The following is a 23140-nucleotide window of genomic DNA, read 5'->3' as shown; positions in this document are numbered from 1 at the left end:
GTCGCTCACCACAACGATTTTTCCACTTCCGGCAACGGCCGCACGGTGACGGAAGCGCCTCTGCGCCGCCGCAGCAACAAAACCACGGCCGCGGCCGCCACGATCCCGACGAGGTTCACGGCCAGCTGGCCGAACGACAACGCCGCCTTCGACCACTCCCCCACGACCGCCGCGACCACCGCGTATCCGGCCGCGGGAACGGTCGTGACCGAGATGAACACGCCGACCAGCGCGGCCGATTTCGCCGACGTCATCGACAGCATCCCGGCCGCGCCGGCGAGCAGCGCGACGATCAGCGAGTACCACCCGACCTCGTACACGAAGTCCACCTCGTGGGACTCGCGGAACGCGCTGACGTCGAGCAGCCCCACGAACCAGGTCAGCACCGTGACCCCGGCGGTCACCAGCATCGCGAGCGGGAACCCGAGCGCCAGCGCCATCGTCGCGCGGCGGACCAGGTCCCAGCGCCGCAGCACCAGCCCGACCGCGATCGCGGCGAGCGGGCCGAACTCCGGACCCACCACCATCGCGCCGACGATGGTGACGGGTGAATCGGTCACGATGCCGACCGACGCCAGCAGGCACGCGATCGTCAGGAACGTGAGGAACGTGGCGTTGAGCCGCGACTCCTCACCGGTGCGGTTCAGCAGCTCCTGCCAGACGACCGCGTCCGCGCCCTCGCCCGGCGCGCTTTCCTCGGCCCGGTCGGCCGAATCGGACAGCGCCGTGTCGAGGGCTTCCAGCGTGATCGCGCCGCTGTGGTCCAGCCCCAGCTCGCACAGGGCTTCGAGCACCTCGTCGGCGGCCTCGCGGGCCACGTCGGCCTCGATGAGGTCGCCGGCCGGGGACACGGCGGCCCCCGTGTGCACGATCAGGTGCGCCGTGCCCGGCCTGTCCCGCAGCACCGCCAGCGCGCGTTCGGTGTCCTCCGGCGGGCTGACGACCCGCAGGTGCAGCACCGCGGTCAGCCCTTGGGCGCCGGGGGCTTCGCGTCCACGCCCGCCTCGCGACGCTGCTGGGCCGTGATCGGGGCCGGGGCGCCGGTCAGCGGGTCGTAGCCGCCGCCGGTCTTCGGGAACGCGATGACGTCCCGCAGCGACTCGGCCTTGGCCAGCAGCATCACGATGCGGTCCCAGCCGAACGCGATGCCGCCGTGCGGCGGTGCGCCGAAGGAGAACGCATCGAGCAGGAAGCCGAACTTCTCCTGCGCCTCGGCCTCGGACAGGCCCATCACCTCGAAGACGCGCTTCTGCACGTCGGCGCGGTGGATACGGATCGAGCCGCCGCCGATCTCGTTGCCGTTGCAGACCAGGTCGTAGGCGTAGGCCAGCGCGTTGCCCGGGTCGGACTCGAACTTGTCGATCCACTCCGGGGTCGGCGAGGTGAAGGCGTGGTGCACCGCGGTCCACTTGCCCGAGCCGACGGCGACGTCGTCGGTCTCGTCGGCCGCCTCGAACAGCGGGGCGTCGACCACCCACACGAAGGACCACTCGTCCTCGTCGATCAGGCCGAGCCGGTGCCCGATCTCCACGCGGGCCGCGCCGAGCAGGGCACGGGCCTCGCGCGGCTTGTTGGCGGCGAAGAAGACGCAGTCGCCGGGCTTGGCGCCGACCGCCTCGGCCAGGCCTTCGCGCTCCTTTTCGGAGATGTTCTTGGCGACCGGGCCGGACAGCGTGCCGTCCTCGCCGATGAGCACGTAGGCCAGGCCCTTCGCGCCGCGCTGCTTGGCCCACTCCTGCCACGCGTCGAGTTGGCGGCGCGGCTGGTCGCCACCGCCGGGCATGACGACCGCGCCGACGTAGGGCGCCTGGAAGACGCGGAACGGGGTGTCGGCGAAGTACTCGGTCAGGTCGGTCAGCTCGAGCCCGAAGCGCAGGTCCGGCTTGTCGGTGCCGTACTTGGCCATCGCGTCGGCGTAGGTCATCCGCGCGATCGGGCGCGGGATCTCGTGGCCGATCAGCTTCCACAGCGCCGACACGACGGCCTCGCCGACGGCGATCACGTCGTCCTGGTCGACGAAGCTCATCTCGATGTCGAGCTGGGTGAATTCCGGCTGCCGGTCGGCGCGGAAGTCCTCGTCCCGGTAGCAGCGGGCGATCTGGTAGTACCGCTCCAGGCCGCCGACCATGAGCAGCTGCTTGAACAGCTGCGGCGACTGCGGCAGCGCGTACCAGGAGCCCGGGCGCAGGCGGGCCGGCACCAGGAAGTCGCGGGCGCCCTCCGGGGTGGAGCGCGTCATCGTCGGGGTCTCGACCTCGACGAAGCCCTGGCCGTGCAGCACCTCGCGCGCGGCGCGGCTGACCTCGCTGCGCAGGCGGATGGCGCGGGCCGGGCCGTTGCGGCGCAGGTCGAGGTAGCGGTACTTGAGCCGCACCTCCTCGCCGACGTCGACGCGGTCGTCGATCGGGAACGGCAGCACGGCGGCCTCGGACAGCACTTCCAGCTCCGTGGCCAGCACCTCGATGGCGCCGGTCGGGATCTCCGCGTTCTCGTTGCCCGCCGGCCGCCGCGAGACCTCGCCGGTGACCTTGACGCAGAACTCGGAGCGCAGCTGGTGGGCGCGCTCGGCCATCTCGCCCTCGCGGAACACCACCTGGGCGACCCCACTGGCGTCCCGCAGATCGATGAAGATCACCCCGCCGTGATCGCGCCGCCGGGCGACCCACCCGGTGAGCGTGACGATCTGGCCGGCGTGCTCGGCACGCAGGGTGCCGGCGTCGTGGGTGCGAAGCACTGCGGTTGTTCTCCTTGCGAGGCGTTCGGCTCGTGCGTCAGCAGGGGTTTTGCTGCCCGTATGAGGCTAACGAACGCCCCGGCGGAGGAGTCCACCAGGCTTTCCTTACAGCAGGCTCAGCTGCTCGCCCCGCTCCGGGCGCTCCGGCTCGCGCTGCGCGGGCAGGCGGTGGGACTCGTCGCGGCGGTTCAGGCCGTGGCGGCGCAGCAACGGCGCGACCCGCGCGGACAGCGCCCGGCGGTACGCGGGCATCGCGTAGCTGCCGCGGCCGTAGATCTCGCGGTAGCGCTCGACCAGGTCCGGCCGGTGGGCGCCGAGCCAGCGGGCGAACCACTCCCGGGCGCCGGGCCGCAGGTGCAGCGCGAGGACCGTGGCGCGGGTGGCGCCGGCGGCGGCGATCTCGGCGAACAGCGGGTCCAGCGCCTCCTCCCTGTCGGTGAGGCCGGGCAGCACCGGGGCGACCAGCACCTGGCATGGCAGGCCGGCGTCGGTGATGCGGCGGACCAGGTCCAGCCGGGCGCGCGGGCTGGGGGTCCCGGGTTCCAGGCTGCGTTGCAGGTCGCGGTCGAGCAGTGCGATCGACACCGCCATGCCCACGTCCACCTCCCGCGAGGCGGCGGCGAGCAGGGGCAGGTCCCGGGTGAGGACGGTGCCCTTGGTGAGGATCGAAAACGGCGTGCCGGAGCCGGTGAGCGCGCGGATGATGCCGGGCATCAGCCGGTAGCGGCCCTCGGCCCGCTGGTAGGGGTCGGTGTTGGTGCCCATGGCGACGTGCTCGCGCTGCCAGCTGGGGCGGCGCAGCTGGGCGGCGAGGACCTCGGGGGCGTTCACCTTCACCACGACCTGGGTGTCGAAGTCGCGGCCGGCGTCGAAGTCGAGGTAGGTGTGCGTGTTGCGGGCGAAGCAGTTGTGGCTGACGACCCCGGCCGCGATGAAGTCGCCGGTGCCCGTGGTGATGTCGAACAGGGTCTCGTCGCGGCCGAGCGGTTCGATCGCGACGACGTCCAGCGCCGCGTCCGGTTCGACGAGGTCACCGGCGGGGCCCAGCAGGGTGTCGCCCGGCGACAGGTGCGGCCGGTCGTCGCCGGTGACGTGCTGCCAGCCCTTCTCGGTGAGGAAGCGGTGGTCGCCGCTGGCGACGACGGTCGTCCCGTTCCGCAGCGTCAGCCGGTGGGCCGGCTTCACGGTGGTCCAGTGCGCGAGCACGGTCGTGGGCACGAGGCGCCGGGCCGTGCCGTGGAGCGCCGTGCCCAGGATCCGGTCGCCGACGCGGAGATCGGCCATGGGCTTCGCGCTCCCGTCGGCCATCCGGATCGGCGTGTCCCCGCCGAGGCAGTAGGTGCAGGCGTGGCTGCAGCCGCGGTAGGGGTTGACGGTCCAGCCGAACGGGACCATCGACTCGCCCGGCACCTTGTTGAGCACCGAGCGGGCGCGGACCTCGTGGAACGTGACGCCCTGGAACTCGGGCGGCGCGACCGTCCGGACCAGGCCGTCCAGGCCGAGCAGAGCCGGCTGCGGGTCACGGCCGGCGCGTTGGTTCTCCCACCTCACCCCGCCAGTCGAACACGCGTTCGAAGCGCTGTCAACACCACGAGGCGAGGAGGTCGGCCAGCTCACGTGGGCGGCTGAGCGCGTTCAGGTGCCCGCCGGGGACCTCGTCCAGCTCCAGGCCCAGCCGCTCGCGCACCACGCGGCGCTGGAACTCCAGCGGGAAGAACCGGTCGTCGCGCCCCTGGACGAACCGGGTCGGCACGTCCGGCCACTTCTCCAGCGGCCACGGCGTGGTGAACGGCTTGTCCGACTGCTGCGGCTCGCCCCGCCGGAGGGCTTCGGCCTTCACGTCGGGCGGGAGGTCGTGCAGGAAGTCCCGCTCGGTGTCCATGCCCGCCGGGTGGGCTTCGTGGTAGCCGGTGTTGGACCACCACTCGCCGCCGGTCTCGCCCGGCGCCGGGACCATCGCGTTGACCAGCACCAGGAGCGACACCGGCACGCGCGCGCAGACGAGCGGGGCAGTGAAGCCGCCCATCGACTGGGCGACCAGCACGACGTCCTCGCGGTCGCCGATGGCCTGGACGACCAGGTCGGTGTACTCGGCCAGTCCGGCGGAGTCGTCCTCGGCCGGGAGGTCGACGGCGATCGCCTCGTGGCCGCGCCGGGTCAGCTCTGGCACGAGCCGGTGCCAGTACCACGCTTCCCCGCCCGCGCCGGGGACGAGCACGAAGGTCGCCATGTCACCGCCCCCGCCGCGCGAAGTCCTCGGCGGTCCGGCCGCCGGGGAACCGCTCCTGGAAGTCGAAGGTGCCCGCCCACGACGGCCGGACGGCGATGCGCGCCATCCGCAGGCCGGGCCGGTCGACCTCGGCGACGGAGGCGGCGGCTTGCTCTGGCCCGTAGTACCGGCGCTGGGCGGCGGCGTATTCCGGGAGCACGCCGTCGACCTCGGTGACCACGGCGTTGCCGCGCAGGAGCAGCACCTCCGGCGGCGGGCCTGCCCGGTCGATCGTGACCGCGACCGCGGGATGTGCTCGCAGCGCGGGCAGCTTGGCGGTGCCGGCGAACGTCGCCATCACCAGCTCGTCGCCGGTCCAGTGGAACAGCATCGGCAGCACGCGGGGCGTGCCGTCCGGCGCGACGTAGGCGAGGCGGGCGAGCTCGGTCGAGGCGAGCATCCGCTGGGCGAGGTCGGTGTCGAGAAGTCTGAGGTCTCCCTGCGGGAGAGTGGTCGTCGTCATGCTCCTAATCTAGGAGTGACTGGTGTCACTACGCAAGTAGGAGCTACTCTTTTTCTCGTGCGGAGTTACGACGACCCCTGCGGGGTGGCCAGGGCGCTGGACGCGGTGGGCGAGCGGTGGGCGCTGCTCGTGGTGCGCGAGCTCCTGCTGGGGCCGAAGCGGTTCCGCGACCTGAGCCGGTCGTTGCCGGGGATGAGCCAGAACGTGCTGTCGCAGCGGCTGCGGGAGCTGGAAGCGGCCGGGGTGGTGCGGCGGCGTCGGCTCGGGCCGCCCGCCAGCACCAGCGTGTACGAGCTCACCGAGCACGGCGCCGAGCTGGAGGCGGTCGTGCTGGCGCTGGCGCGGTGGGGCAGCCGCCGCCCGGTGCCGCCGGCCGGGGAGCTGAGCGTGGACGCGCTGGTCCTGGCGCTGCGGACGACGTTCTCGGCGGACCGGGCGGGCGACCTGTCCGCCCGGGTGGCGCTGCGCCTGGGCGACGACGCGTTCCTGGCCAGGGTCGATTCCGGCGAGTTCTCGATCGAGCGAGGCTCGGGCGAGGTGGATGCGACGCTGGAGACCGACGCGAGCACGTTGCGGTCGCTGGTGTTCCTCGGCGCTTGTCTGGACGAGGCCGCGATGACCGGCGATCGAGCGGTGGTCGAGCGGTTCCTCCGGTGCTTCCCGCGCCCGAGCACCTGACGACCGCCGGTGGCGCGGGTCAGTACGCGGTCGATGCGAAGCTGGAGACCTTGCGGTCGCTGGTTTTCCTCGACGCTTGTCTGGATGAGGCCGCGGTGACCGGCGATCGAGCGGTGGTCGAGCGGTTCCTCCGGCGCTTCCCGCGCCCGAGCACCTGACGACCGCCGGTGGCGCGACTCGGCGCGCGCGGTCGATGCGACGTTGGAGACGTTGCGCTCGCTGGTGTTCCCCGGCGCCCGCCTGGACGGCACCGCGGTGACCGGCGACGGCGCTTGACCACCGCCGGTGGCGCGGCTCAGCGCGCGCGGTCGAGCAGCTCGTGCAGCAGGGCGACCACCTCCGGCGGCGTGAAGTCCATTGTGGTCTCCCCGACGCTGACCTCGAAGGAGCACCGCCGGGGGTCCGGCGCCGAGCGCACCCGCAGGAACAACTGCACGCCCTTCTCGGCGATCAGCTCCTCCGCCGCGCGCTCCACCGCGGCCTTCGGCGCCGGGAGGTGGACGTGGAACATCCCGGCCTGCGGCGGGTCCGGGTGCGCGTACGCCACGCCGTCGTGGTTGATCGCCGCCGCCAGGGACCGGGCGTGGGCGTGGAACTCCGGCATCCGCGGCAGCACCGAGTCCAGCCCGTCCAGCGCCGCGAGCGCCAGCGGCCACGCGTCGGCGATCGCGCCACCGAGCCGGCGGCGCCAGACCGCCACCTCCGACACCAGTGCCTCGTCGCCGGCGAGCACCGCTCCCCGCACGCCTTGCAGTCCTTTGTAGAGCGACACGTACACGCTGTCGAACAGGCCGGCGATCTCAGGGAAATCCTTGCCGTAGAACGGTTGCGACTCCCACAGCCGAGCGCCGTCCAGGTGCGCCGCCGCGCCGCGGGAGCGCGCGAGCCCGGTCTGCGCGACCAGCTCGTCCCACGACGGCAGCAACCCGCCGAGGTCCCGCTGCGGCAGCTCCCACACTACGGCCGCGAGCGGCTCCCCCACCGCCTCCAGGTCCGCCGGCGTCATCAGCTCGTTGCGGTCCCCCACCGGCCGGAACCGCAGCCCGTGCACCGCCGCGTAACCCTTGTCCTCCCAGTTGTCCAGGTGCGTGTGCGGGTGCGCGGCGAACGTCCGCCGCCCGGACCGGTCCGCGTGCACCCGCAGCGCCGCCTGCTGCGCCATCGTCCCGCTCGGGAAGAACAACGCCGCCGGCTTGCCCAGCAGCGACGCGATCCGCGCCTCCAGTGCCGCCACCGGCTCCGCGGGCGACAGGTCCTCCCCCGCCAGCGCCAGCATCCGTTCGAGCACCGCCCGTGGCCGCCGCCGCACCGGGCCGTGCGAGGCGAGCGTCCGCCGGATCTTCGAGTCGTCCATGAGCGCGATCATCGCAGCCACCACCGACAGTTTTCCGGCCTTCCACTCAGTGAAAGACCCACTGGCGCGGCCCGAACAGCCCAGGAGGATGGCGGAAAACCTCGCGCATCAGGAGTGACAGTGAGCTTTCTCGACGACGAGAAGTGGACCGGACGCGTCTTCACCGGAAGCTGGGAGCGCGCGGCGGGCGGCGACGCGGCCGTCATCGAGCCCGCGACCGGCGACGAACTGGGGCGCGTCGGCATCGCCTCACCCCAGGACCTGGCGGCCTCCGCGGCCAAGGCGGCCGAGGCGCAGCGCGCCTGGGCGGCGACCTCCTTCCAAGAACGTGCCGCGGTCCTGCGCCGCGCGGGCGACCTGTGGCAGCAGCACGCCGCCGAGCTGAAGGACTGGCTGATCCGCGAGTCGGGCAGCATCCCCGGCAAGGCCGACTTCGAACTGCACGTCGCCGCGCAGGAGTGCTACGAGGCCGCCGCGCTGCCCTCCCACCCGACGGGTGAGGTCCTGCCGAGCGAGGCGCCGCGGCTGAGCATGGCCCGCCGCGTGCCCGCCGGCGTGGTCGGCGTGATCGCGCCGTTCAACGCGCCGCTGATCCTGTCGATCCGCTCGGTCGCGCCGGCGCTGGCGCTGGGCAACAGCGTCGTGCTCAAGCCGGACCCCCGCACCGCGGTCTGCGGTGGCGTGGCGCTGGCCAGGGTCTTCGAGGAGGCCGGGCTGCCCGCCGGGGTCCTGCACGTGCTGCCGGGCGGCCCGGACGTCGGCGCCGCGCTGGTCGAGGACAAGCACGTCCGCGTCATCTCGTTCACCGGATCGACCGCCGCGGGCCGCGCGGTCGGCGAGTCCGCGGGCCGCCACCTCAAGCGCGCCCACCTGGAACTGGGCGGCAACTCGGCGCTGATCGTGCTCGACGACGCCGACCTGGAGCAGGCGATGAGCGCCGCGGCGTGGGGCTCGTTCTTCCACCAGGGCCAGATCTGCATGACCACCGGGCGGCACCTGGTGCACGCCTCGCTCTACGACGAGTACGTGGACCGCCTGGCGGACAAGGCCAGCCACCTGCCGGTGGGCAACCCGTTCACCGAGCAGGTCGCGCTCGGCCCGATCATCGACGCCAAGCAGCGCGACAAGATCCACGGCCTGGTGACGTCCAGTGTGGACGCCGGCGCGAAGGTCGCCGCGGGCGGCACCTACGAGGACCTCTTCTACCGCGCCACCGTGCTCGCCGGCGCGGGCCCCTCGGTGCCCGCCTACGACCAGGAGGTGTTCGGCCCGGTCGCCCCGGTCGCGAAGTTCACCAGCCTGGACGAGGCCGCGAAGCTCGCGTCGGAGAGCGAGTACGGGCTGTCGCTGGGCATCATCACCGCGGACGTGGCGAAGGGACTGGCGCTGGCCGACCGCATCCCGACCGGCATCGCGCACATCAACGACCAGACGGTCAACGACGAGGCGCTGGCCCCGTTCGGCGGCGTGTTCGACTCCGGCACCGGCTCCCGCTTCGGCGGGCCGGCCGCGAACATCGAGGCGTTCACCGAGACCCGCTGGGTCACGATGCGCGGCGACGTCGCCGGCTACCCGTTCTGACGCGCGGCGGGGGCGCCGAGGGCGCCCCCGCTCAGCCGACGATCCCGTCCACGAAGCACCAGCGCCAGTTCTCGCCGGGCTCGTAGCTGCGGATCACCGGGTGACGCGTGTCGTGGAAGTGCTGCGTGGCGTGCTTGCGCGGCGACGAGTCGCAGCAGCCGACGTGCCCGCACTCCAGGCACAGCCGCAGGTGCACCCACGACGAGCCCTCGCGCAGGCAGTCGACGCAGCCCTCGGCGTCGGTCTCCGGCACGCGTGCCTTCTCCAGGTGCTCGCACGTGCCCGCCGTGGCCTCGGGGGTCTCCAGCTCACGTTCCATGCCCGGCTCCTCCTCGGGTCGCTCCAGCAGCGACTCCTCGATGTCCAGTCCGTCCATCACCCGCCGGAGCACCTCGTCGTCGGCGGTGCCCCGGTCCCGCGCGGTGAGCAGGACGTCCCGCTCGGCCGCGAGCATCTCGGCGCGCAGCCGACGGTACGCGTCGCTGGGGGTCTCCTCCAGCGCGCTGAGCCTGCCGAGGTTCTCCCACGCCGAGTCCGACCGGTAGGACTGCTTGTCCCGCAACCGGTCGATGACCTCGGGCGGGTCGGCCGGGCGGCGGATTTCCTCCAGCCGGGCCAGGCCCGCGGACGTCATGTCGTGCAGCAGCGCGGCCTCCTGCAGCGCGTCCTCCGCCGGGTTGGGCGGCGGCAGGCGCAGGCGGCGTACCAGGCCGGGCAGGGTCATGCCGTGCAGCAGCAGCGTTCCGGCCACGACGACGAACGCCGCCAGCACCAGCACCGCGCGCTGCGGCGTGTCGTCCGGGAGCACGAACGCGGCGGCGAGCGTGACCACGCCGCGCATCCCGGCCCACGAGATCACCGCGAAGTACGACCACGGCGTGCGTTCGCCCGGCCGCATCCGCGCCACGAACCCGTACGCGAACACCCACACGATCCGGGCCAGGATGGTCGCGGCCAGCACCCCGGCGCAGATCAGCGTGAGCTCCCACGCGGAGAGCCGGGAGTCGCCGACCTCCTCGACGATGCGCCGCACCTGCAGCCCGATCAGCAGGAAGACCACGTTCTCCAGCAGGAACTGGACGGTGCGCCAGTTCAGCCTGCTGGCCAGCCGGGACGGCCCGGACAGCAGCTTCGGCGTCTGGTGCCCCATGATCAGCCCGGCCACGACGACCGCGACCACCCCGGAGCCGTGGATGGCCTCGGCGGGCAGGTAGGCCAGGAACGGGATGACCAGCGACCACGCGGTGTCCATCACCGGGTCGGTCAGGCGGCGGCGCAGCAGGCTCGCGGCCCACCCGATCAGCGCGCCGACCGCGACGCCCCCGCCAGCGGCGAGCAGGAAGTCGCCGCCGACCTCCCAGATGCTGACCGCGCCGGCGATCGCGGCGATGGCCGTGCGCAGCGACACGAGCGCGGCCGCGTCGTTGAGCAGGCTTTCGCCCTCCAGGATCCGCACGATGCGGCGCGGCATGCCGACCCGGCGGGCGACCGCGGTGGCGGCGACCGCGTCCGGCGGCGCGACGACCGCGCCGAGCGCGAACCCGGCGGCCAGCGGAATGCCGGGCACGATGAGCCACACGACCCAGCCGACGACGAGCGTGGTGAACACGACCAGGCCGACGGACAGGGCCGCGATCGGCACGCGGTTGGCCCGGAAGTCGTACAGCGGCGTGCGGATCGCGGTGGCGTACAGCAGTGGCGGCAGCAGGCCGATCAGGACGACCTCGGGATCGAGGTGGTAGTCCGGCACGCCGGGGACGAACGACGCCGCGACGCCGATCAGCACCAGGCACAGCGGCGGCGACCAGTTGAGGCGCTGCGCGATGCCGGTGACGACGAGGACGACGGCCACCAGCACGGCGAGCTCGACGGCGACGATCATCGGGATCGCGCCGCCGTCGCCTCACCTGCCAGCGGCGCGGCGACCTCGTAGAGACGGGGGGTGGCGCGCCAGAAGTGGCTGCGGCCGACGATCCGGCGGCGGGCGTAGCCGCGGCTTTCCAGCGTGTAGACGATCGAGGCGCACGTGGCCAGCGGGATGGCCGTCGACCGCGCGAGCGCGGTGAGGGTGAGGCCCTCACCGGCCTCGACGAGGGTCTCCAGCACGGTCAGCGTGCGGTCGACCGAGGGGGATGCCGGTCTGTCCGACGCCATGCGGGGTGCCTCTCGGGGTGATCTTCTCGGATCTCGATGATAGTCACCGGGATCCGGGAGCGTGAAGGCCACCGTCAGCACGCTGAACGTCCCGCCGGTGGCCCCTCGCGTCACTTCAGGTGCGCCCACGCCTCCGGTTCGGCGGCGAGGAACTCGGCGAACGTCCACGGGCGCCGTCCCGTGACTTGTTCGACGGTGTGGCTGGTGACCGCCACCTCGCCGGTCGCGATGGCCGCGTAGGAGCCGACCCAGCCGTCGATCTCCCAGTCCTGCGCGCCCGCCCGCGACGCGCGCGCCTCGTCCAGCGTCTCGGCGTGGTAGGTGATCTTCCGCCCGCTGACCTCGCTCAGCAGCGCCGCGGTCTCGTGCAGGTCGATGGCTTCCGGGCCGGTCACGTCGTAGACCTGGTCGGCGTGCCCGTCGTCGAGCAGGCACTCGACGGCCAGCCGCGCCACGTCCTGCCGCGCCACCCACGCCAGCCGCCCGTCGGCGGACGGGCCGCGCAGCACCCCGTCGGACCCGACGAAGTGCGGCGCGACGTCCGCGTAGAGGGTGTTGCGCAGCGCCGTCAGCCGCAGCCCGGACTCGCGGATCAGCCGCTCGGTTTCGGCGTGCTCGCGGGCGAAGGTGAACGTCGCCAGCGGGGCCGCGCCGAGGAACGAGGTGTAGACGACGCGGTCGACCCCGGCCTCGGCGGCGGCCCGGACCGCGCTGCGGTGCAGGTCCATCCGCTCCGGGCCTTCGTGGCCGGACACCAGGAACAGCGTCGAGATCCCGGCCAGCGCGTCGCGGAACCCGGCGGTGTCGGCGTAGTCCGCCGCCACGACCTCGGCGCCCTCGGTCCTGGGCGCCCGCGCCGGGTCGCGCACGCACAACCGCTGCGGCACACCCCGTTCCGCAAGGAGCGCGGCGACCCGCGAACCCAGCTGCCCGGTGGCCCCGGTGACGGCGATCCTGCCCATGGTCCTCCCTCTCACGTGCCGGCACCGGGCAGGATACGTTCGGCGGCACGCTGCCCCAGGGCCCGGTTCACCGCCGCGGGCACCTCCGCCACGTCGGTGAGGACGGCCGCCACGTAGGCGTCCGGGCGGATCACCCACACCTCGCCGGGCCGCGCGTCCAGCGCTTCGGCGAGCACGCCGGTCACGTCGATCTCGGCCAGCCGCAGGATCCGCACCGGCGCCCCGATGTCCACAGTGTCCCCGGGCGGGTCCAGGTCCACCCCGTCGGTGGTGAGCAGCAGGACGCCGTCGCGGGCCAGCTCGCGGAACCGGCCGCACGAGGAGCCGGTCACCGACACCGGCACGTCCGGCGCGAGGATCCCCGGGCCGGCCGGCGGCACCTCGCCGCGCGGCGGGCGCCCGGCGAACGGCCGAGTCGAAGCCGGTGTGGTCAGTGGCGAGTCCACGTACCAGAACGGCTCGGCCAGCCGCCCGGAGTCCACGTCCGCCCGCGCCGCCGGATCGGTGGCCGCCGCCTCCAGCACGGAGCGGCGCCGGTGGTGCTGCTCGTCGGTCTGCGGCACCAGGAAGTCCATCGTGGCGGTGGTGACGGCGATGTTCTCCAGCGCCGCCGCGTGCCGCTCGTCGTGGTAGGACTCCAGCAGCTCCTCGCCCGCCCAGCCGTGCAGGACGAACGCGAGCTTCCAGGCCGCGTTCTCGGCGTCGCCGACCCCCGAGTTGAGGCCGCGCGCGCCGAACGGCGACACCAGGTGCGCGCAGTCCCCGGCGAGCAGGACGCGGCCGACGCACATCCGGTCGGCCACCCGCGAGTGGAAGCGGTACACCGACTTCCACACGATCTCGTAGGGCTGGTCGCCGATGATCGCGCGGATGCGGGCGTCCAGCGCGCCACTGGCCTCCTCGGCGGCGAGGTCGTAGTCGCCGGGGACCTGCCAGTCGATGCGGAACGTCGAGCCGGGGCACGGGTGGATCAGCACCTGGCGGCCGGGGTTCCACTCCGGGTCGAAGTAGAACCGCCGCTCCTGCGCCCAGCCGGGCATGTCCGCGCGGATGTCGCAGATGAGGAACCGGTCGTCGAAGGAGTGCCCGCCGAAGCCGACGCCGAGCATCCGGCGGATGTCGTCGCCACGCGCCCCGGCGCAGGCCACGGCGTAGTCGGCGCGCACGTCGTCCCGGCCCTCGACGGTGAGCGTGACGCCGTCGTCGTCCTGGGCGATGCCGGTGACCCGGTGGCCCCACCGCACGTCGATCAGCGGCTCCGCGGCGATCCGCTCGTCCAGGATCTCCTCGGTGCGCGCCTGGGAGATGTTGACGAACGGCGGGAACGCCGAGCGGCCGGGGTCGGCCATGGAGTAGGCGAACAACTCGCGGTCCCGGTGGAAGGTGCGCGCGGTCGTCCAGGTGACGCCCTCGGCGGCGATCCGCCGCCCGGCGCCCACGGCCTCCCACACGTCGAGCACGTCACGCTGCTGGCAGATCGCCTTGGAGCCGACCAGGTCGCGTTCCGGCCGCCCGTCCAGCAGCACCACCGGAACGCCCCACCTGGCCAGCAGCAGCGCGGTCGTCTGGCCGACCGGGCCGTTGCCGATCACCGCGACTTTGCGGTCTCTCGTCGTCGTCATCGCTCAGCCCTGCAGCTGGTCCCAGACCTCGCGGTCCCGCTGCGCGGTCCAGATGACCGGGCGTTCGATGCCGGACAGCTCGTCCCACAGGCGGGAGACGTCGAAGGGCAGGCAGTGCTCGAAGATCGGCCAGTGGCCGTACTGCGGCGCGAGCGCGGCGTGGGTGCGCTCGAAGGCCTCCTTGAGCGTGCCGCCGGCGCGCTGGACGGCGCCGACCTCGCGGATCATCACGTCGAGGAAGCCGCGGGTCTGCTCGATCGCTGCGTCCACGGCGTCCCGGCCGCGGCTGACCGCGCCGCGGCCGCCGACCAGCGCCTCCGCGCCGAACGCCTTGACCCGGTCCAGCGTGCCCGAGGCCCAGTCGCGGTGGAAGGCGTCGCCGGTGTAGAGCGCCGCCTCGGCCTCCACCAGGTCGCCCGCGAACAGGATCTTCTGGCGCGGCAGCCACGCCACGATGTCGCCCTCGGTGTGCCCGCGGCCGCAGTACTGCAACACGAGGTCGCCGCGGTCGCCGCCGAGGTCGATGGTGAGCCGGTCGGAGAAGGTCAGCGTGGGCCAGGTCAGGCCGGGCACCGACTCGGCGCCCTTGGCCAGCCGCGGCATGCGGCCGAACTCGCTCTCCCAGTCCTCCTTGCCGCGCTCGGCGACCAGGGCGCGGGTGTTCTCGTGCGCGACGATCACCTCGGCGTCGAACGCGGACGCGCCGAGCACGCGCACCGCGTGATAGTGCGACAGCACGAGGTACCGGACGGGCTTGTCGGTGTGCTCGCGCAGCTTCGCGAGCCAGTCCCGGGCGGCGACGGGGGTGGCCAGCGCCTCGAAGCAGACGAGGAAGTCCTCCCCCTCGATGGCGCCGACGTTCGGGTCGCCCTCCGCGGTGAGCGCGTAGACCCCGTCCTCGAGCACCTCCAGGGTCTGCTCCTTCTCCGTCAGGTCGCCGGACGAGGCGAACGACTTCTGAGCCACCCCGCACCTCCTTTGATCAAAGCTTTGACTATTTGACGGACGTCAGGGTAACGCGGACCACTCCGCAAGGGAAGACTACTTCCGAATCAGGACGCTGTTCGGATGAGCGGGCGGGCAGCGCCTAGCCTGGGGCGCATGACCGCAGAACCGGCTGCCCCCGACGAGCTGGACTACCTGACGTTCGTGGACTACGCGATCGCGCGGACGACCGCCGAACTGCCGGCGGTCGACGCCACCGCGATGCGCCTCGGTCTGACGCTGCACCGCCTGACCAGCGCACTCGTGTACGACTGGGAGTCGACCGTGCACCGGCCGCGCGGGTGGAGTTGGGGCGGGTTCCGGGTCCTGTTCGCGCTGTGGCTGGCCGGCCCGATGGAGGCGAAGCGTGTCGCGCAGCTGTCCGGGATGAGCCGCGCTGCGGTGTCCGCCCTGGTCAACACGCTGGAGCGGGACGGGCTCGTGTCGCGCAAGCAGGCCGAGCACGACCGGCGCGCGGTGCTGCTGAACCTCACCGAGGCCGGCCACGAGGCGATCACCAGCGCCTACGAGGCCCACAACGCCCGCGAGCAGGCGTGGGCCAACGCGCTGACCAAGCCGGAGCAGACCATCCTGATCGGCCTACTGGAGAAGCTCACGACGAGCCCCGCGGCGATGGACGCCAAGCGCCGGTTCTAGGAACTGGCCCCTTGGCGCCCGTGGCGCAGGTCACTACGATGTCCCGCCGCGTTTGTCAAAGCTTTGACCGATTCAGGCGGCCGGGAGCACCGCTTCGATGGCCTCGACGACCTCCGGGGCCTCCGGGTCGGTCCGCGGCCGGAAGCGCGCCACGACCTTGCCGTCCGGGTCGACGAGGAACTTCTCGAAGTTCCACTGCACGTCCCCGCTCACGCCGTCGGCGTCCGGCGTCTCCACCAGCTCGGCGTACACCGGGTGCCTGCCGGGGCCGTTGACCTCGATCTTTTCGAACATGGGGAACGTGACGCCGTAGGTCGCCGAGCAGAACGTGGCGATCTCCTCGGCGCTGCCCGGCTCCTGGCCGGCGAACTGGTTGCACGGGAACCCGACGACGGAGAAACCCTTGTCCCCGTAGCGTTCCTGCAGCCGCTCCAGCGCGGCGTACTGCGGCGTCAGGCCGCACTTCGAGGCGACGTTCACGACGAGCAGGGCCTTGCGGCCCAGCCCGCCCAGCGTCGCGGTTTCACCGGCGAGCGTGCGCAGCTCGATGTCAGCCAGGGCCATGACAGATCCTCCGCGGTGGTCGGCAGCTACCACCTGTGGCAACGCCGGCCCGGCCGCGCCGTTCCCCTCCCGGCGGCGACCGTGACCAGCGTTACACCCGATCAGCCGAGCCGTTGCGCCGGAACCGGCGCGATCCCCTCCGCCGGCTTCAGCCCGAGCGCGTCCAGCAGCAACGCGCAGTCCTCGGCGTTCGCCGCCGCGGACGCGACCGCGCGCACCGCGCGCCGGCGCTGCGCCGCGATCATCTCGGTGTCCTCGGCCGACGTGACCGGGACGTTGAAGTCGGCGACCTCCTGCAGGTGCTCTCGCATGTTCATCCCCTGTCCGCACGTGATCCGTGTAGGGCGGCGGCGCCCCGGGTAGCCAAGAGACCGGAGAAAGGAGCGGTTGATGAACTACTCCCCGGACCCGGTGCGTGCCGAGGGCCCGGCCGCCGTTACCGAAGGTACCCCGGACGGGCCGACCGTGCTGGTGCTCGATCCGACCGGCCTGGCCAAGCACAAGGGACTTCCGGCGACCTGGCGGGACAAGACGAGCCAGTGGCAGGTCGTGTGGTGCCGCCTGCCCTCCGACGGCGGGCTGACCCAGGCCGACGACCTCCTGTCCGACCCGCCCGCCGAGGCGGTGCACGTGGTGGCGAGCGGGCCGTTCGCCGACGGGGCGTTGCGGCTGGCGGAAAAGCACAGCGGCGCGCTGCGCTCGCTCCTGCTGGTCGACCCCGCCGCGGACCAGTTCGTGCCGCCGGGCGACGGCGAGATCGCCGACCGGCACTGGGAGGACGACCACCGGGAGCGGATCGACGCGCTCGCGAAGTCCGGTGTGCCGGTGCGGGTCGTCGCACACAGCACCGGCGGCGCCGAGGACCGGATCCCCGCGCCGCTGCCGCTGGGCCACCCGGACGTGGTCGCGGGTGTCGAACGCGCGATCGCCGAACTCGAGAACACCCACTGACACGAGGAGGGAATCCGCGTGACCGAGCCCGACGAGGAGTCCGTGCGCGAGGCGCTGGAGCGGGAATCGCCGCTGCCGCCCGACCCCGAGGCGCCGGAGGCCGACGCGCTGGCGCAACGGCAGAACGTGCACGCTCCGCGGCAGACCGGCCTGGAGCCCGGGCTCCCGGCCGAGGCGGACCCCGGCGACGTCGCCGAGCAGCAGCGCGAAGTGGAGTTCGAGACGGACGAGGAGGCGCTGCGTGGCTGACCCCGCCCGGATCGTGATCATCGGCGGGGGCTACGTCGGCGCCACCACGGCCCGGCAGCTGCGCAAGCGGCTCACCGCCGAGGAAGCCCAGCTGACCGTGATCGACCCGCGGTCCTACATGACGTACCAGCCGTTCCTCGCCGAGGCCGCGGCCGGTTCCGTCGAGCCGCGGCACGTGGTCGTGCCGCTGCGCGAGGTGCTGCCCGGCTGCAAGGTGATGGCCGCGGAGGCGACCGGCGTGGACACCACGTCCAAGTCGGTCACGCTGCGCGTCGCCGACGGGCACGTCGAGCAGCTCGGCTACGACGTCCTCGTGGTGGCGCCCGGCTCGGTGTCCAAGACGCTGCCGATTCCCGGCCTGGCCGAGCACGGCATCGGCTTCAAAACCCTGGAGGAGGCCGTCTACCTGCGCAACCACGTGCTGTCCCGGCTCGACCTGGCGGCCAGCACGATGGACCGGGAGTTGCGGCGCAAGCTGCTGACGTATGTGTTCGTCGGTGGCGGCTACGCGGGCATCGAGGCGATGGCGGAGCTGGAGGACATGACCCGCCACGCGCTGAAGGACTACGGCATCGACCGCTCCGAGCTGCGGTGGGTGCTGGTCGAGGCGGCCGACCGGATCATGCCGGAGGTCAGCTCGTCGCTGGCGAGCTACACCCTCGACGTGCTGACCAAGCGCGGTTTCGAGGTGCACCTGGGCACGACGCTCAAGTCGTGCGAGGACTGCCACGTCGTGCTGGGTGACGACACCGAGTTCGACGCCGACACGATCGTCTGGACCGCGGGCGTCAAGCCGAGCCCGATGCTCGCCGACACCGACCTGCCGCTGAACCCGCGCGGCCGGGTGTGCTGCGCGACGACGCTGGAGGTGGACGGCGCGCCGGGCGTGTTCTCGGCCGGTGACGCCGCCGCGGTGCCGGACGTGACCAGCAAGGAGCCGGGCGCGGTGTGCGCGCCGTCGGCGCAGCACGCGTCGCGGCAGGCGGTCGTGCTGGCGAAGAACATCGTCGCGACGCTGCGCGGCGGGCCGCTGGAGGGGTACCGGCACTCCTACGCGGGGTCGGTCGCGAGCCTGGGCCTGTACCAGGGTGTCGCGCAGATCTACGGCGTGAAGCTGCGTGGCTGGCCGGCGTGGGCGCTGCACCGCGCGTACCACCTGATGACCATGCCGACCGCGCACCGCAAGACGCGGATCGCCGCGGACTGGCTGATCTCGCTGCCGTTCCGGCGCCAGGTCGTCGCGACCGGCGAGCAGCACCACCCGCGGGAGCAGTTCGTGCGAGCCAGCCAGAGGTAGCTGTGGGGTTCCCGGTCGCCCGCAAGCTGATCGACAGCCACCTGGTGTCGGGTGAGCCGGTGCCGGGGCGCGAGATCGGTCTGCGGGTCGACCAGACCCTCACCCAGGACGCCACCGGCACGCTGGTGATGCAGGAGCTGGAGGCGCTGGGGCTGGACCGCGCGCGCACCGAGGTGAGCGTCCAGTACGTGGACCACAACCTGCTGCAGGCGGACGAGAAGAACGCCGAGGACCACGCGTTCCTGCGGTCGGCGTGCCGGCGGTTCGGGTTGTGGTTTTCCAAGCCGGGCAACGGGGTTTCGCACCCGACGCACATGGCGCGGTTCGGGGTGCCGGGCCGGACGATGGTCGGGTCCGACTCGCACACGTGCGCCGCCGGGTCGCTCGGCATGCTCGCGATCGGGGTCGGCGGGCTGGAGGTCGCGATGGCGATCGCCGGGGAGCCGCTGTACCTGCGGATGCCGGAGATCTGGGGCGTGCGGCTGACCGGCGAGCTGCCGGAGTGGGTGTCGGCCAAGGACGTGATCCTGGAGATGCTGCGCCGGCACGGCGTCAAGGGCGGGCTGAACCGGATCGTGGAGTACCACGGTCCGGGGCTGGCGTCGTTGTCGGCGATGGACCGGCACGTCATCGCGAACATGGGTGCGGAACTCGGCGCCACGACGACGGTCTTCCCGGCGGACGAGGCGGTGTTCGAGTTCCTGCGGGCGCAGGACCGGGCTGCGGATTTCGAGGAGCTCGTCGCCGATCCGGACGCGGTGTACGACATCGCGGAGGAAATCGACCTGTCGGCGCTGGAGCCGCTGATCGCGTGCCCGTCGTCGCCGGACAACGTGGTGCCCGTGCGGGAGGTGGCGGGCACCGAGGTGCGGCAGGTGGTGATCGGCTCGTCGGCCAACCCGGGGCTGCGGGACTTCGCCGTGGCGGCGGCGATGGTGCGCGGGCGGCAGACGCACGACGCGGTGAGCTTCGACGTGAACCCCACGTCGCGGGAGATCCTCGCCGACCTGACCAAGATGGGCGCGACGCTCGACCTGGTGTCCGCGGGCGCGCGGCTGCACCAGGCGGGGTGCCTGGGGTGCATCGGGATGGGGCAGGCGCCGGCGGCCGGGCACAATTCGTTGCGCACGTTCCCGCGGAACTTCCCAGGCCGGTCCGGGACGCGGGAGGACCGGGTGTGGCTGTGCTCGCCGGAGACCGCGACGGCGGCAGCGCTGACCGGGGTGATCACCGACCCGCGTGAGCTGAGCATGGGTTACCCGTCGGTGGTGCTGCCCGAGCGGGCGACGGTCAACACGGCGATGCTGGTGCCGCCGCTCCCGCCGGAGCGGGCCGCGCGCGAGGAACTGGTCAAGGGGCCGAACATCTCGTCGCTGCCGGACTTCCCGCCCCTGCCGGACGACATCGAGGCCATCGTGCTGCTGAAGGTGGGCGACAACATTTCGACGGACGAGATCTCCCCGGCCGGCGCGGCGGCCCTGCCGTTCCGCTCGAACATCCCGAAGCTGGCCGACTTCACGTTCACGCGCGTCGACGAGACGTACCCGTCGCGGGCGCGCGAGACCGAGGGCGGGCACTTCGTCGTCGGCGGGGACAACTACGGGCAGGGCTCGTCGCGGGAGCACGCTGCCATCACGCCACGGCACCTCGGGCTGCACGCGGTGATCGCCAAGTCGTTCGCGCGGATCCACTGGCAGAACCTCGCCAACTTCGGGATCCTCGCGCTGGAGTTCACCGATCCGGCGGACTACGACCGCATCGAGCAGGGACACGTGCTGGCGCTGCGCGGGTTGCGCGCGCAGTTGCCCGAAGGCGAGGAGATCACGGCGACCGACACGACCGCGGGGGTGGGCATCCCGCTGCGGCACCGGCTCTCCCCGAGGCAGGTGGAGGCCGTCCTGGAGGGCGGCCGAATCCCCCTCCTCGCCCGAGGCTGAACCTGGCCTGCGCGGGCCGCCCAATCACGGCAGCCGCGTGAGCCCCTCTCGCGACGAGGCCTCCTGGGTTGGAGCTTGGTTTCAGTTGTCAAAATCCAGGTTCTGCACCTCCCTTGTGGACAGTCGGCTCATCGCAGCCAGGAACGTGGCGTCGGCGCCAGGCGGAGCCGCTGGGGTGGCCGCCGCACGGCCGGGAGCAGCTCCGCTGGGGCCGGGGATCTGCTCAGCCAGACGAACACCTGCTCGCCCTCGCGGACCGGCAGGCGCGGATAGTCGTTGCGCTGCACGGAAGTCCGGAAGGACGCCAGCGGTGTCGCGCCCGCTTCGGTGAGCGCGGGCACCAGTTCGCGCTGGAAGAACGCCGGAAACGCGCCAGGATCGTCCGGGTGGCAGATCACGATCTCGAACGGTGCCGCACCGCCCCCACCCGCACCAGCGGCCGACGATCCACGAGCCACGCCGGATTCACCGCTCACCGGGCCCGGCGGCGAACCACCAGCCACGCCGGATCCACCACTCACCGGACCCGGCGGCGAACCACCAACCACGCCGGATCCACCACCCACCGGACCCGGCCGCGAAACACCAACCACGCCAAGGCCACCGCTCACCGAGACCGGCGGCGAACCCCCAGCCGCGCCAAGATCCCCGCTCACCAGCGTCAGCAGCAGCACGTCGTCGGAATCCGCCATCGTCGCGTTGGCGGCTTCGCGGTGTTTCAGCCACGCGGGATGTCGTTCATAGAACGCGGCCAGCGATTCGGCTCTCCGGGAGGCGTCCGGGAAGCCCCGGATCCACACGAAGCGGTCCGGGTCGTCCAGGTCGCGGAACTGGCCGTACACCCGCATGTCCACCTCGGCCTGCGACTCCACGAACTCGCGGTCGAACAACGCCACCAACTCGTCGCGCCGTCCCGGATGCAGCGTGTACTGCCGGAGCTCGAACAGCTCGGTCATCGGGTCCCCCTCGTCGTGATCCAACCGGCACGCCGAGGTTAGCGACCACCACCGACAATTCCGGGTCGCGACGGGTTGCCATCGTCCGGTTCACTTCACCTGTCCGAAAAACTCCGACATCCCGCCGACACCGTCGGCTGCCATCCTGAGCCCGGAAACGATCGAGGAGGCAGCGGTTGAGCACCACCCCAGCGCAGGCACGGCGATCCCCCGCGGAACGGGTTCTCGCCTTCGTCGAACGGGTCGGCAACCGGCTGCCGGACCCGTTCTTCCTGTTCGTCTACCTGTTCGCCGCACTCGCGGTGATCACCACCGTCGTCGCGGCCTGCCACGTCACCGTCACCGTTCCGGGCACGGCGCAACCGGTGGCGGTCAAGGGCCTGTTCACCGGCGAGGGCGTGCGATTCCTGCTGAGCAAGCTCGTCGACAACTTCGTCACCTTCCCGCCGCTGGGCAACGTGCTGGTGATGCTGCTGGCCGTGGGCCTGGCCGAACGTGCCGGCTTGCTCGAAGCCGCCGTGCGCGCCGTCTTCTCGCGCGCCCCGCGCTGGCTGCTGCCGTTCGCGGTGTCGCTGGTGTCGTTCCAGGCGCACGTCATGGCGGACGCGGGCATCATCGTCATCCCGCCGCTGGCCGCGCTCGTGTTCCGCGCGGCCGGGCGGCATCCGGTGGCCGGTGCGATCGGCGGTTTCGCCTGCGTCACCGGCGGTTACGGCGCCGGGACGCTGCTCGGCAGCTACGACGCGCTGCTGTCCGGGCTCACCCAGAAGGCGGTGACCGTCGTCCCGGTCGCGGTGCAGCCGCAGGTCACGATGGCGATGAACTGGTTCTTCACCGCCGCGGCCGGGCTGATCCTGCCGTTCCTCGGCGCGTGGCTCATCGCCCGCGTGCTGGAGCCCCGGCTCGGCCCCTACACGCCGCCCGATGGCGCGGAGGAGGAGACGAGCGCGGCGCTGACACCGGTGCAGCGCAAGGGTTTGCGGCGCGCCGCGATCGTGCTCGCGGTCTACGTGGCGGTGGTCGCCGTGGCGTGGCTGCTGCCGGGCAGCCCGCTGCGCGGCGAGAACGGCTCGCTGATCAACTCACCGCTGCTCACCGGGCTGGTCCTGGTGCTGTTCCTGGCGTTCGCGATCACCGGCATCACCTACGGGATCACGACCGGCACCATCACCAAGCCCGGCGACGTCCCGTCGATGATGGCCGAGGCCGTCAAGGACATGGCGGGCTACATCGTGCTGATCCTCGCGATCTCGCAGTTCATCGCCGTGTTCACGTGGAGCAACCTGGGCACCCTGCTGGCCGTGCGCAGCGCGGAGTTCCTGCAGTCGGTGCACCTGACCGGGTTCGCCGGGATCCTCGCGTTCGTGGTGCTGGTGTCGGTGCTGAACCTGTTCATCACGTCCGGCTCGGCGCTGTGGTCGCTCGTCGCGCCGGTGTTCGTGCCCGCGTTCATGCTGCTGGGTTACGACCCGGGGTTCGTGCAGGCCGCCTACCGCATCGGCGACTCCGCCACGCAGATCATCACCCCGCTCAGCCCGTACCTGTTCGTGTTGCTGACCGTGCTGCGCCGCTACGAACCGGACCTCCGCCTCGGCACGCTGATCGCCAGGACCTCGATCTTCGTGATCCCGTTCTGGGTGGTGTGGGCGGCGTTGCTGGCCGTGTTCTACTTCGGGGACATCCCGTTCGGGCCGGGGGTGCACGTGCACCTGCCGCGTTGAGAGGAGC

The 23140-nt window shown here is 72.4% G+C and carries 23 protein-coding genes; 9 read left to right on the top strand and 14 right to left on the bottom strand.

Features of this window, described 5'->3' with window-relative positions; translation table 11 throughout:
• Positions 1 to 5: 5 nt before the first annotated feature.
• The 5 genes from ABZ193_RS28710 to ABZ193_RS28690 form a co-directional block, all read right to left on the bottom strand.
• The gene (locus ABZ193_RS28710) at positions 6 to 959 is read right to left on the bottom strand and encodes a DUF389 domain-containing protein (protein ID WP_020422118.1); all 954 of its coding nucleotides are present in this window, start codon (positions 957 to 959) and stop codon (positions 6 to 8) included.
• A 5-nt stretch (positions 960 to 964) separates the two neighbouring features.
• Entirely contained in the window at positions 965 to 2734 is a 1770-nt protein-coding gene (gene aspS / locus ABZ193_RS28705) for an aspartate--tRNA ligase (RefSeq protein WP_020422119.1), read from the bottom strand.
• A 105-nt stretch (positions 2735 to 2839) separates the two neighbouring features.
• Positions 2840 to 4285 (bottom strand): Rv2578c family radical SAM protein, encoded by a 1446-nt coding sequence (locus tag ABZ193_RS28700; RefSeq protein WP_354712184.1) that lies wholly within the window; start codon positions 4283 to 4285, stop codon positions 2840 to 2842.
• 31 nt (positions 4286 to 4316) lie between these two features.
• Positions 4317 to 4964 (bottom strand): alpha/beta hydrolase, encoded by a 648-nt coding sequence (locus ABZ193_RS28695; RefSeq protein WP_354712183.1) that lies wholly within the window; start codon positions 4962 to 4964, stop codon positions 4317 to 4319.
• 1 nt (position 4965) lies between these two features.
• Positions 4966 to 5466, bottom strand: a complete 501-nt coding sequence (locus tag ABZ193_RS28690; protein WP_354712182.1) for a pyridoxamine 5'-phosphate oxidase family protein — start codon at positions 5464 to 5466, stop codon at positions 4966 to 4968.
• 57 nt (positions 5467 to 5523) lie between these two features.
• Here ABZ193_RS28690 and ABZ193_RS28685 point away from each other — a divergent pair, with 57 nt between their 5' ends.
• Together ABZ193_RS28685 and ABZ193_RS28680 are read left to right on the top strand one after the other, a co-directional pair.
• Positions 5524 to 6144: a helix-turn-helix domain-containing protein gene (locus ABZ193_RS28685; RefSeq protein ID WP_354712181.1), complete on the top strand. Its 621-nt coding sequence runs from the start codon at positions 5524 to 5526 to the stop codon at positions 6142 to 6144.
• Positions 6120 to 6302 (top strand): hypothetical protein, encoded by a 183-nt coding sequence (locus tag ABZ193_RS28680; protein ID WP_354712180.1) that lies wholly within the window; start codon positions 6120 to 6122, stop codon positions 6300 to 6302. The genes ABZ193_RS28685 and ABZ193_RS28680 overlap by 25 nt, the downstream gene beginning before the upstream one ends.
• Before the next feature lie 137 nt (positions 6303 to 6439).
• On the opposite strand, the gene ABZ193_RS28675 is transcribed toward ABZ193_RS28680, so the two are convergent.
• Positions 6440 to 7498, bottom strand: coding sequence for a beta-eliminating lyase-related protein (locus tag ABZ193_RS28675; RefSeq protein ID WP_354712179.1), 1059 nt, complete (start codon positions 7496 to 7498; stop codon positions 6440 to 6442).
• A 120-nt stretch (positions 7499 to 7618) separates the two neighbouring features.
• Here ABZ193_RS28675 and ABZ193_RS28670 point away from each other — a divergent pair, with 120 nt between their 5' ends.
• Positions 7619 to 9079 (top strand): benzaldehyde dehydrogenase, encoded by a 1461-nt coding sequence (locus ABZ193_RS28670; protein ID WP_020422127.1) that lies wholly within the window; start codon positions 7619 to 7621, stop codon positions 9077 to 9079.
• A gap of 31 nt (positions 9080 to 9110) precedes the next feature.
• Here ABZ193_RS28670 and ABZ193_RS28665 read toward each other — a convergent pair whose 3' ends face one another.
• From ABZ193_RS28665 to ABZ193_RS28645, 5 genes are all read right to left on the bottom strand, one after another.
• Positions 9111 to 10961 carry a Na+/H+ antiporter gene (locus ABZ193_RS28665; RefSeq protein WP_354712178.1) on the bottom strand — a complete coding sequence of 617 codons (1851 nt, stop codon included), beginning with the start codon at positions 10959 to 10961 and terminating at the stop codon, positions 9111 to 9113.
• A complete protein-coding gene (locus tag ABZ193_RS28660) occupies positions 10958 to 11233 on the bottom strand; it encodes a helix-turn-helix domain-containing protein (protein ID WP_020422129.1) in 276 nt (91 codons plus the stop codon). Before ABZ193_RS28660 ends, ABZ193_RS28665 begins: the two co-directional genes overlap by 4 nt.
• Before the next feature lie 110 nt (positions 11234 to 11343).
• Positions 11344 to 12195 carry an SDR family oxidoreductase gene (locus tag ABZ193_RS28655; protein WP_354712177.1) on the bottom strand — a complete coding sequence of 284 codons (852 nt, stop codon included), beginning with the start codon at positions 12193 to 12195 and terminating at the stop codon, positions 11344 to 11346.
• Positions 12196 to 12206: 11 nt separating this feature from the next.
• Positions 12207 to 13817 (bottom strand): FAD-dependent monooxygenase, encoded by a 1611-nt coding sequence (locus ABZ193_RS28650; protein WP_354712176.1) that lies wholly within the window; start codon positions 13815 to 13817, stop codon positions 12207 to 12209.
• A gap of 3 nt (positions 13818 to 13820) precedes the next feature.
• On the bottom strand, positions 13821 to 14783 hold the full coding sequence (locus ABZ193_RS28645; RefSeq protein WP_237337111.1) for an MBL fold metallo-hydrolase: 963 nt from the start codon (positions 14781 to 14783) through the stop codon (positions 13821 to 13823).
• Positions 14784 to 14918: 135 nt separating this feature from the next.
• Between ABZ193_RS28645 and ABZ193_RS28640 the strand changes: the two genes are divergently transcribed.
• Positions 14919 to 15458 carry a MarR family transcriptional regulator gene (locus ABZ193_RS28640; protein WP_020422132.1) on the top strand — a complete coding sequence of 180 codons (540 nt, stop codon included), beginning with the start codon at positions 14919 to 14921 and terminating at the stop codon, positions 15456 to 15458.
• A gap of 72 nt (positions 15459 to 15530) precedes the next feature.
• Here the strand turns inward: ABZ193_RS28640 and ABZ193_RS28635 are convergent, their stop codons facing one another.
• Together ABZ193_RS28635 and ABZ193_RS28630 are read right to left on the bottom strand one after the other, a co-directional pair.
• Positions 15531 to 16022, bottom strand: a complete 492-nt coding sequence (locus ABZ193_RS28635) for a glutathione peroxidase (protein ID WP_237337112.1) — start codon at positions 16020 to 16022, stop codon at positions 15531 to 15533.
• 101 nt (positions 16023 to 16123) lie between these two features.
• Positions 16124 to 16339 carry a hypothetical protein gene (locus tag ABZ193_RS28630; RefSeq protein ID WP_354712175.1) on the bottom strand — a complete coding sequence of 72 codons (216 nt, stop codon included), beginning with the start codon at positions 16337 to 16339 and terminating at the stop codon, positions 16124 to 16126.
• Positions 16340 to 16412: 73 nt separating this feature from the next.
• On the opposite strand from ABZ193_RS28630, the gene ABZ193_RS28625 reads away from it, so the two are divergent.
• The 4 genes from ABZ193_RS28625 to ABZ193_RS28610 are packed head-to-tail and all read left to right on the top strand — an operon-like array spanning position 16413 to position 20456.
• Positions 16413 to 16973, top strand: coding sequence for a hypothetical protein (locus ABZ193_RS28625; RefSeq protein ID WP_354712174.1), 561 nt, complete (start codon positions 16413 to 16415; stop codon positions 16971 to 16973).
• Positions 16974 to 16991: 18 nt separating this feature from the next.
• On the top strand, positions 16992 to 17222 hold the full coding sequence (locus tag ABZ193_RS28620; protein ID WP_354712173.1) for a hypothetical protein: 231 nt from the start codon (positions 16992 to 16994) through the stop codon (positions 17220 to 17222).
• Positions 17215 to 18519 carry an NAD(P)/FAD-dependent oxidoreductase gene (locus tag ABZ193_RS28615; RefSeq protein WP_354712172.1) on the top strand — a complete coding sequence of 435 codons (1305 nt, stop codon included), beginning with the start codon at positions 17215 to 17217 and terminating at the stop codon, positions 18517 to 18519. Before ABZ193_RS28620 ends, ABZ193_RS28615 begins: the two co-directional genes overlap by 8 nt.
• Positions 18520 to 18521: 2 nt before the next feature.
• Positions 18522 to 20456, top strand: a complete 1935-nt coding sequence (locus ABZ193_RS28610) for an aconitate hydratase (RefSeq protein WP_354712171.1) — start codon at positions 18522 to 18524, stop codon at positions 20454 to 20456.
• 128 nt (positions 20457 to 20584) lie between these two features.
• On the opposite strand, the gene ABZ193_RS28605 is transcribed toward ABZ193_RS28610, so the two are convergent.
• Positions 20585 to 21412, bottom strand: a complete 828-nt coding sequence (locus tag ABZ193_RS28605; protein ID WP_354712170.1) for an NIPSNAP family protein — start codon at positions 21410 to 21412, stop codon at positions 20585 to 20587.
• Between the two features lie 176 nt (positions 21413 to 21588).
• Here ABZ193_RS28605 and ABZ193_RS28600 point away from each other — a divergent pair, with 176 nt between their 5' ends.
• Positions 21589 to 23133: an AbgT family transporter gene (locus ABZ193_RS28600; RefSeq protein ID WP_354712169.1), complete on the top strand. Its 1545-nt coding sequence runs from the start codon at positions 21589 to 21591 to the stop codon at positions 23131 to 23133.
• The last annotated feature ends 7 nt before the right edge of the window (positions 23134 to 23140 follow it).

Origin of the sequence: Amycolatopsis sp. NPDC006125, assembly GCF_040614195.1 — a bacterium.
In the GTDB taxonomy this organism is placed as follows: domain Bacteria; phylum Actinomycetota; class Actinomycetes; order Mycobacteriales; family Pseudonocardiaceae; genus Amycolatopsis_E; species Amycolatopsis_E tucumanensis.
Note: the sequence above shows the minus strand (reverse complement) of the source record. Positions and strands in the feature narration are given on the sequence as shown.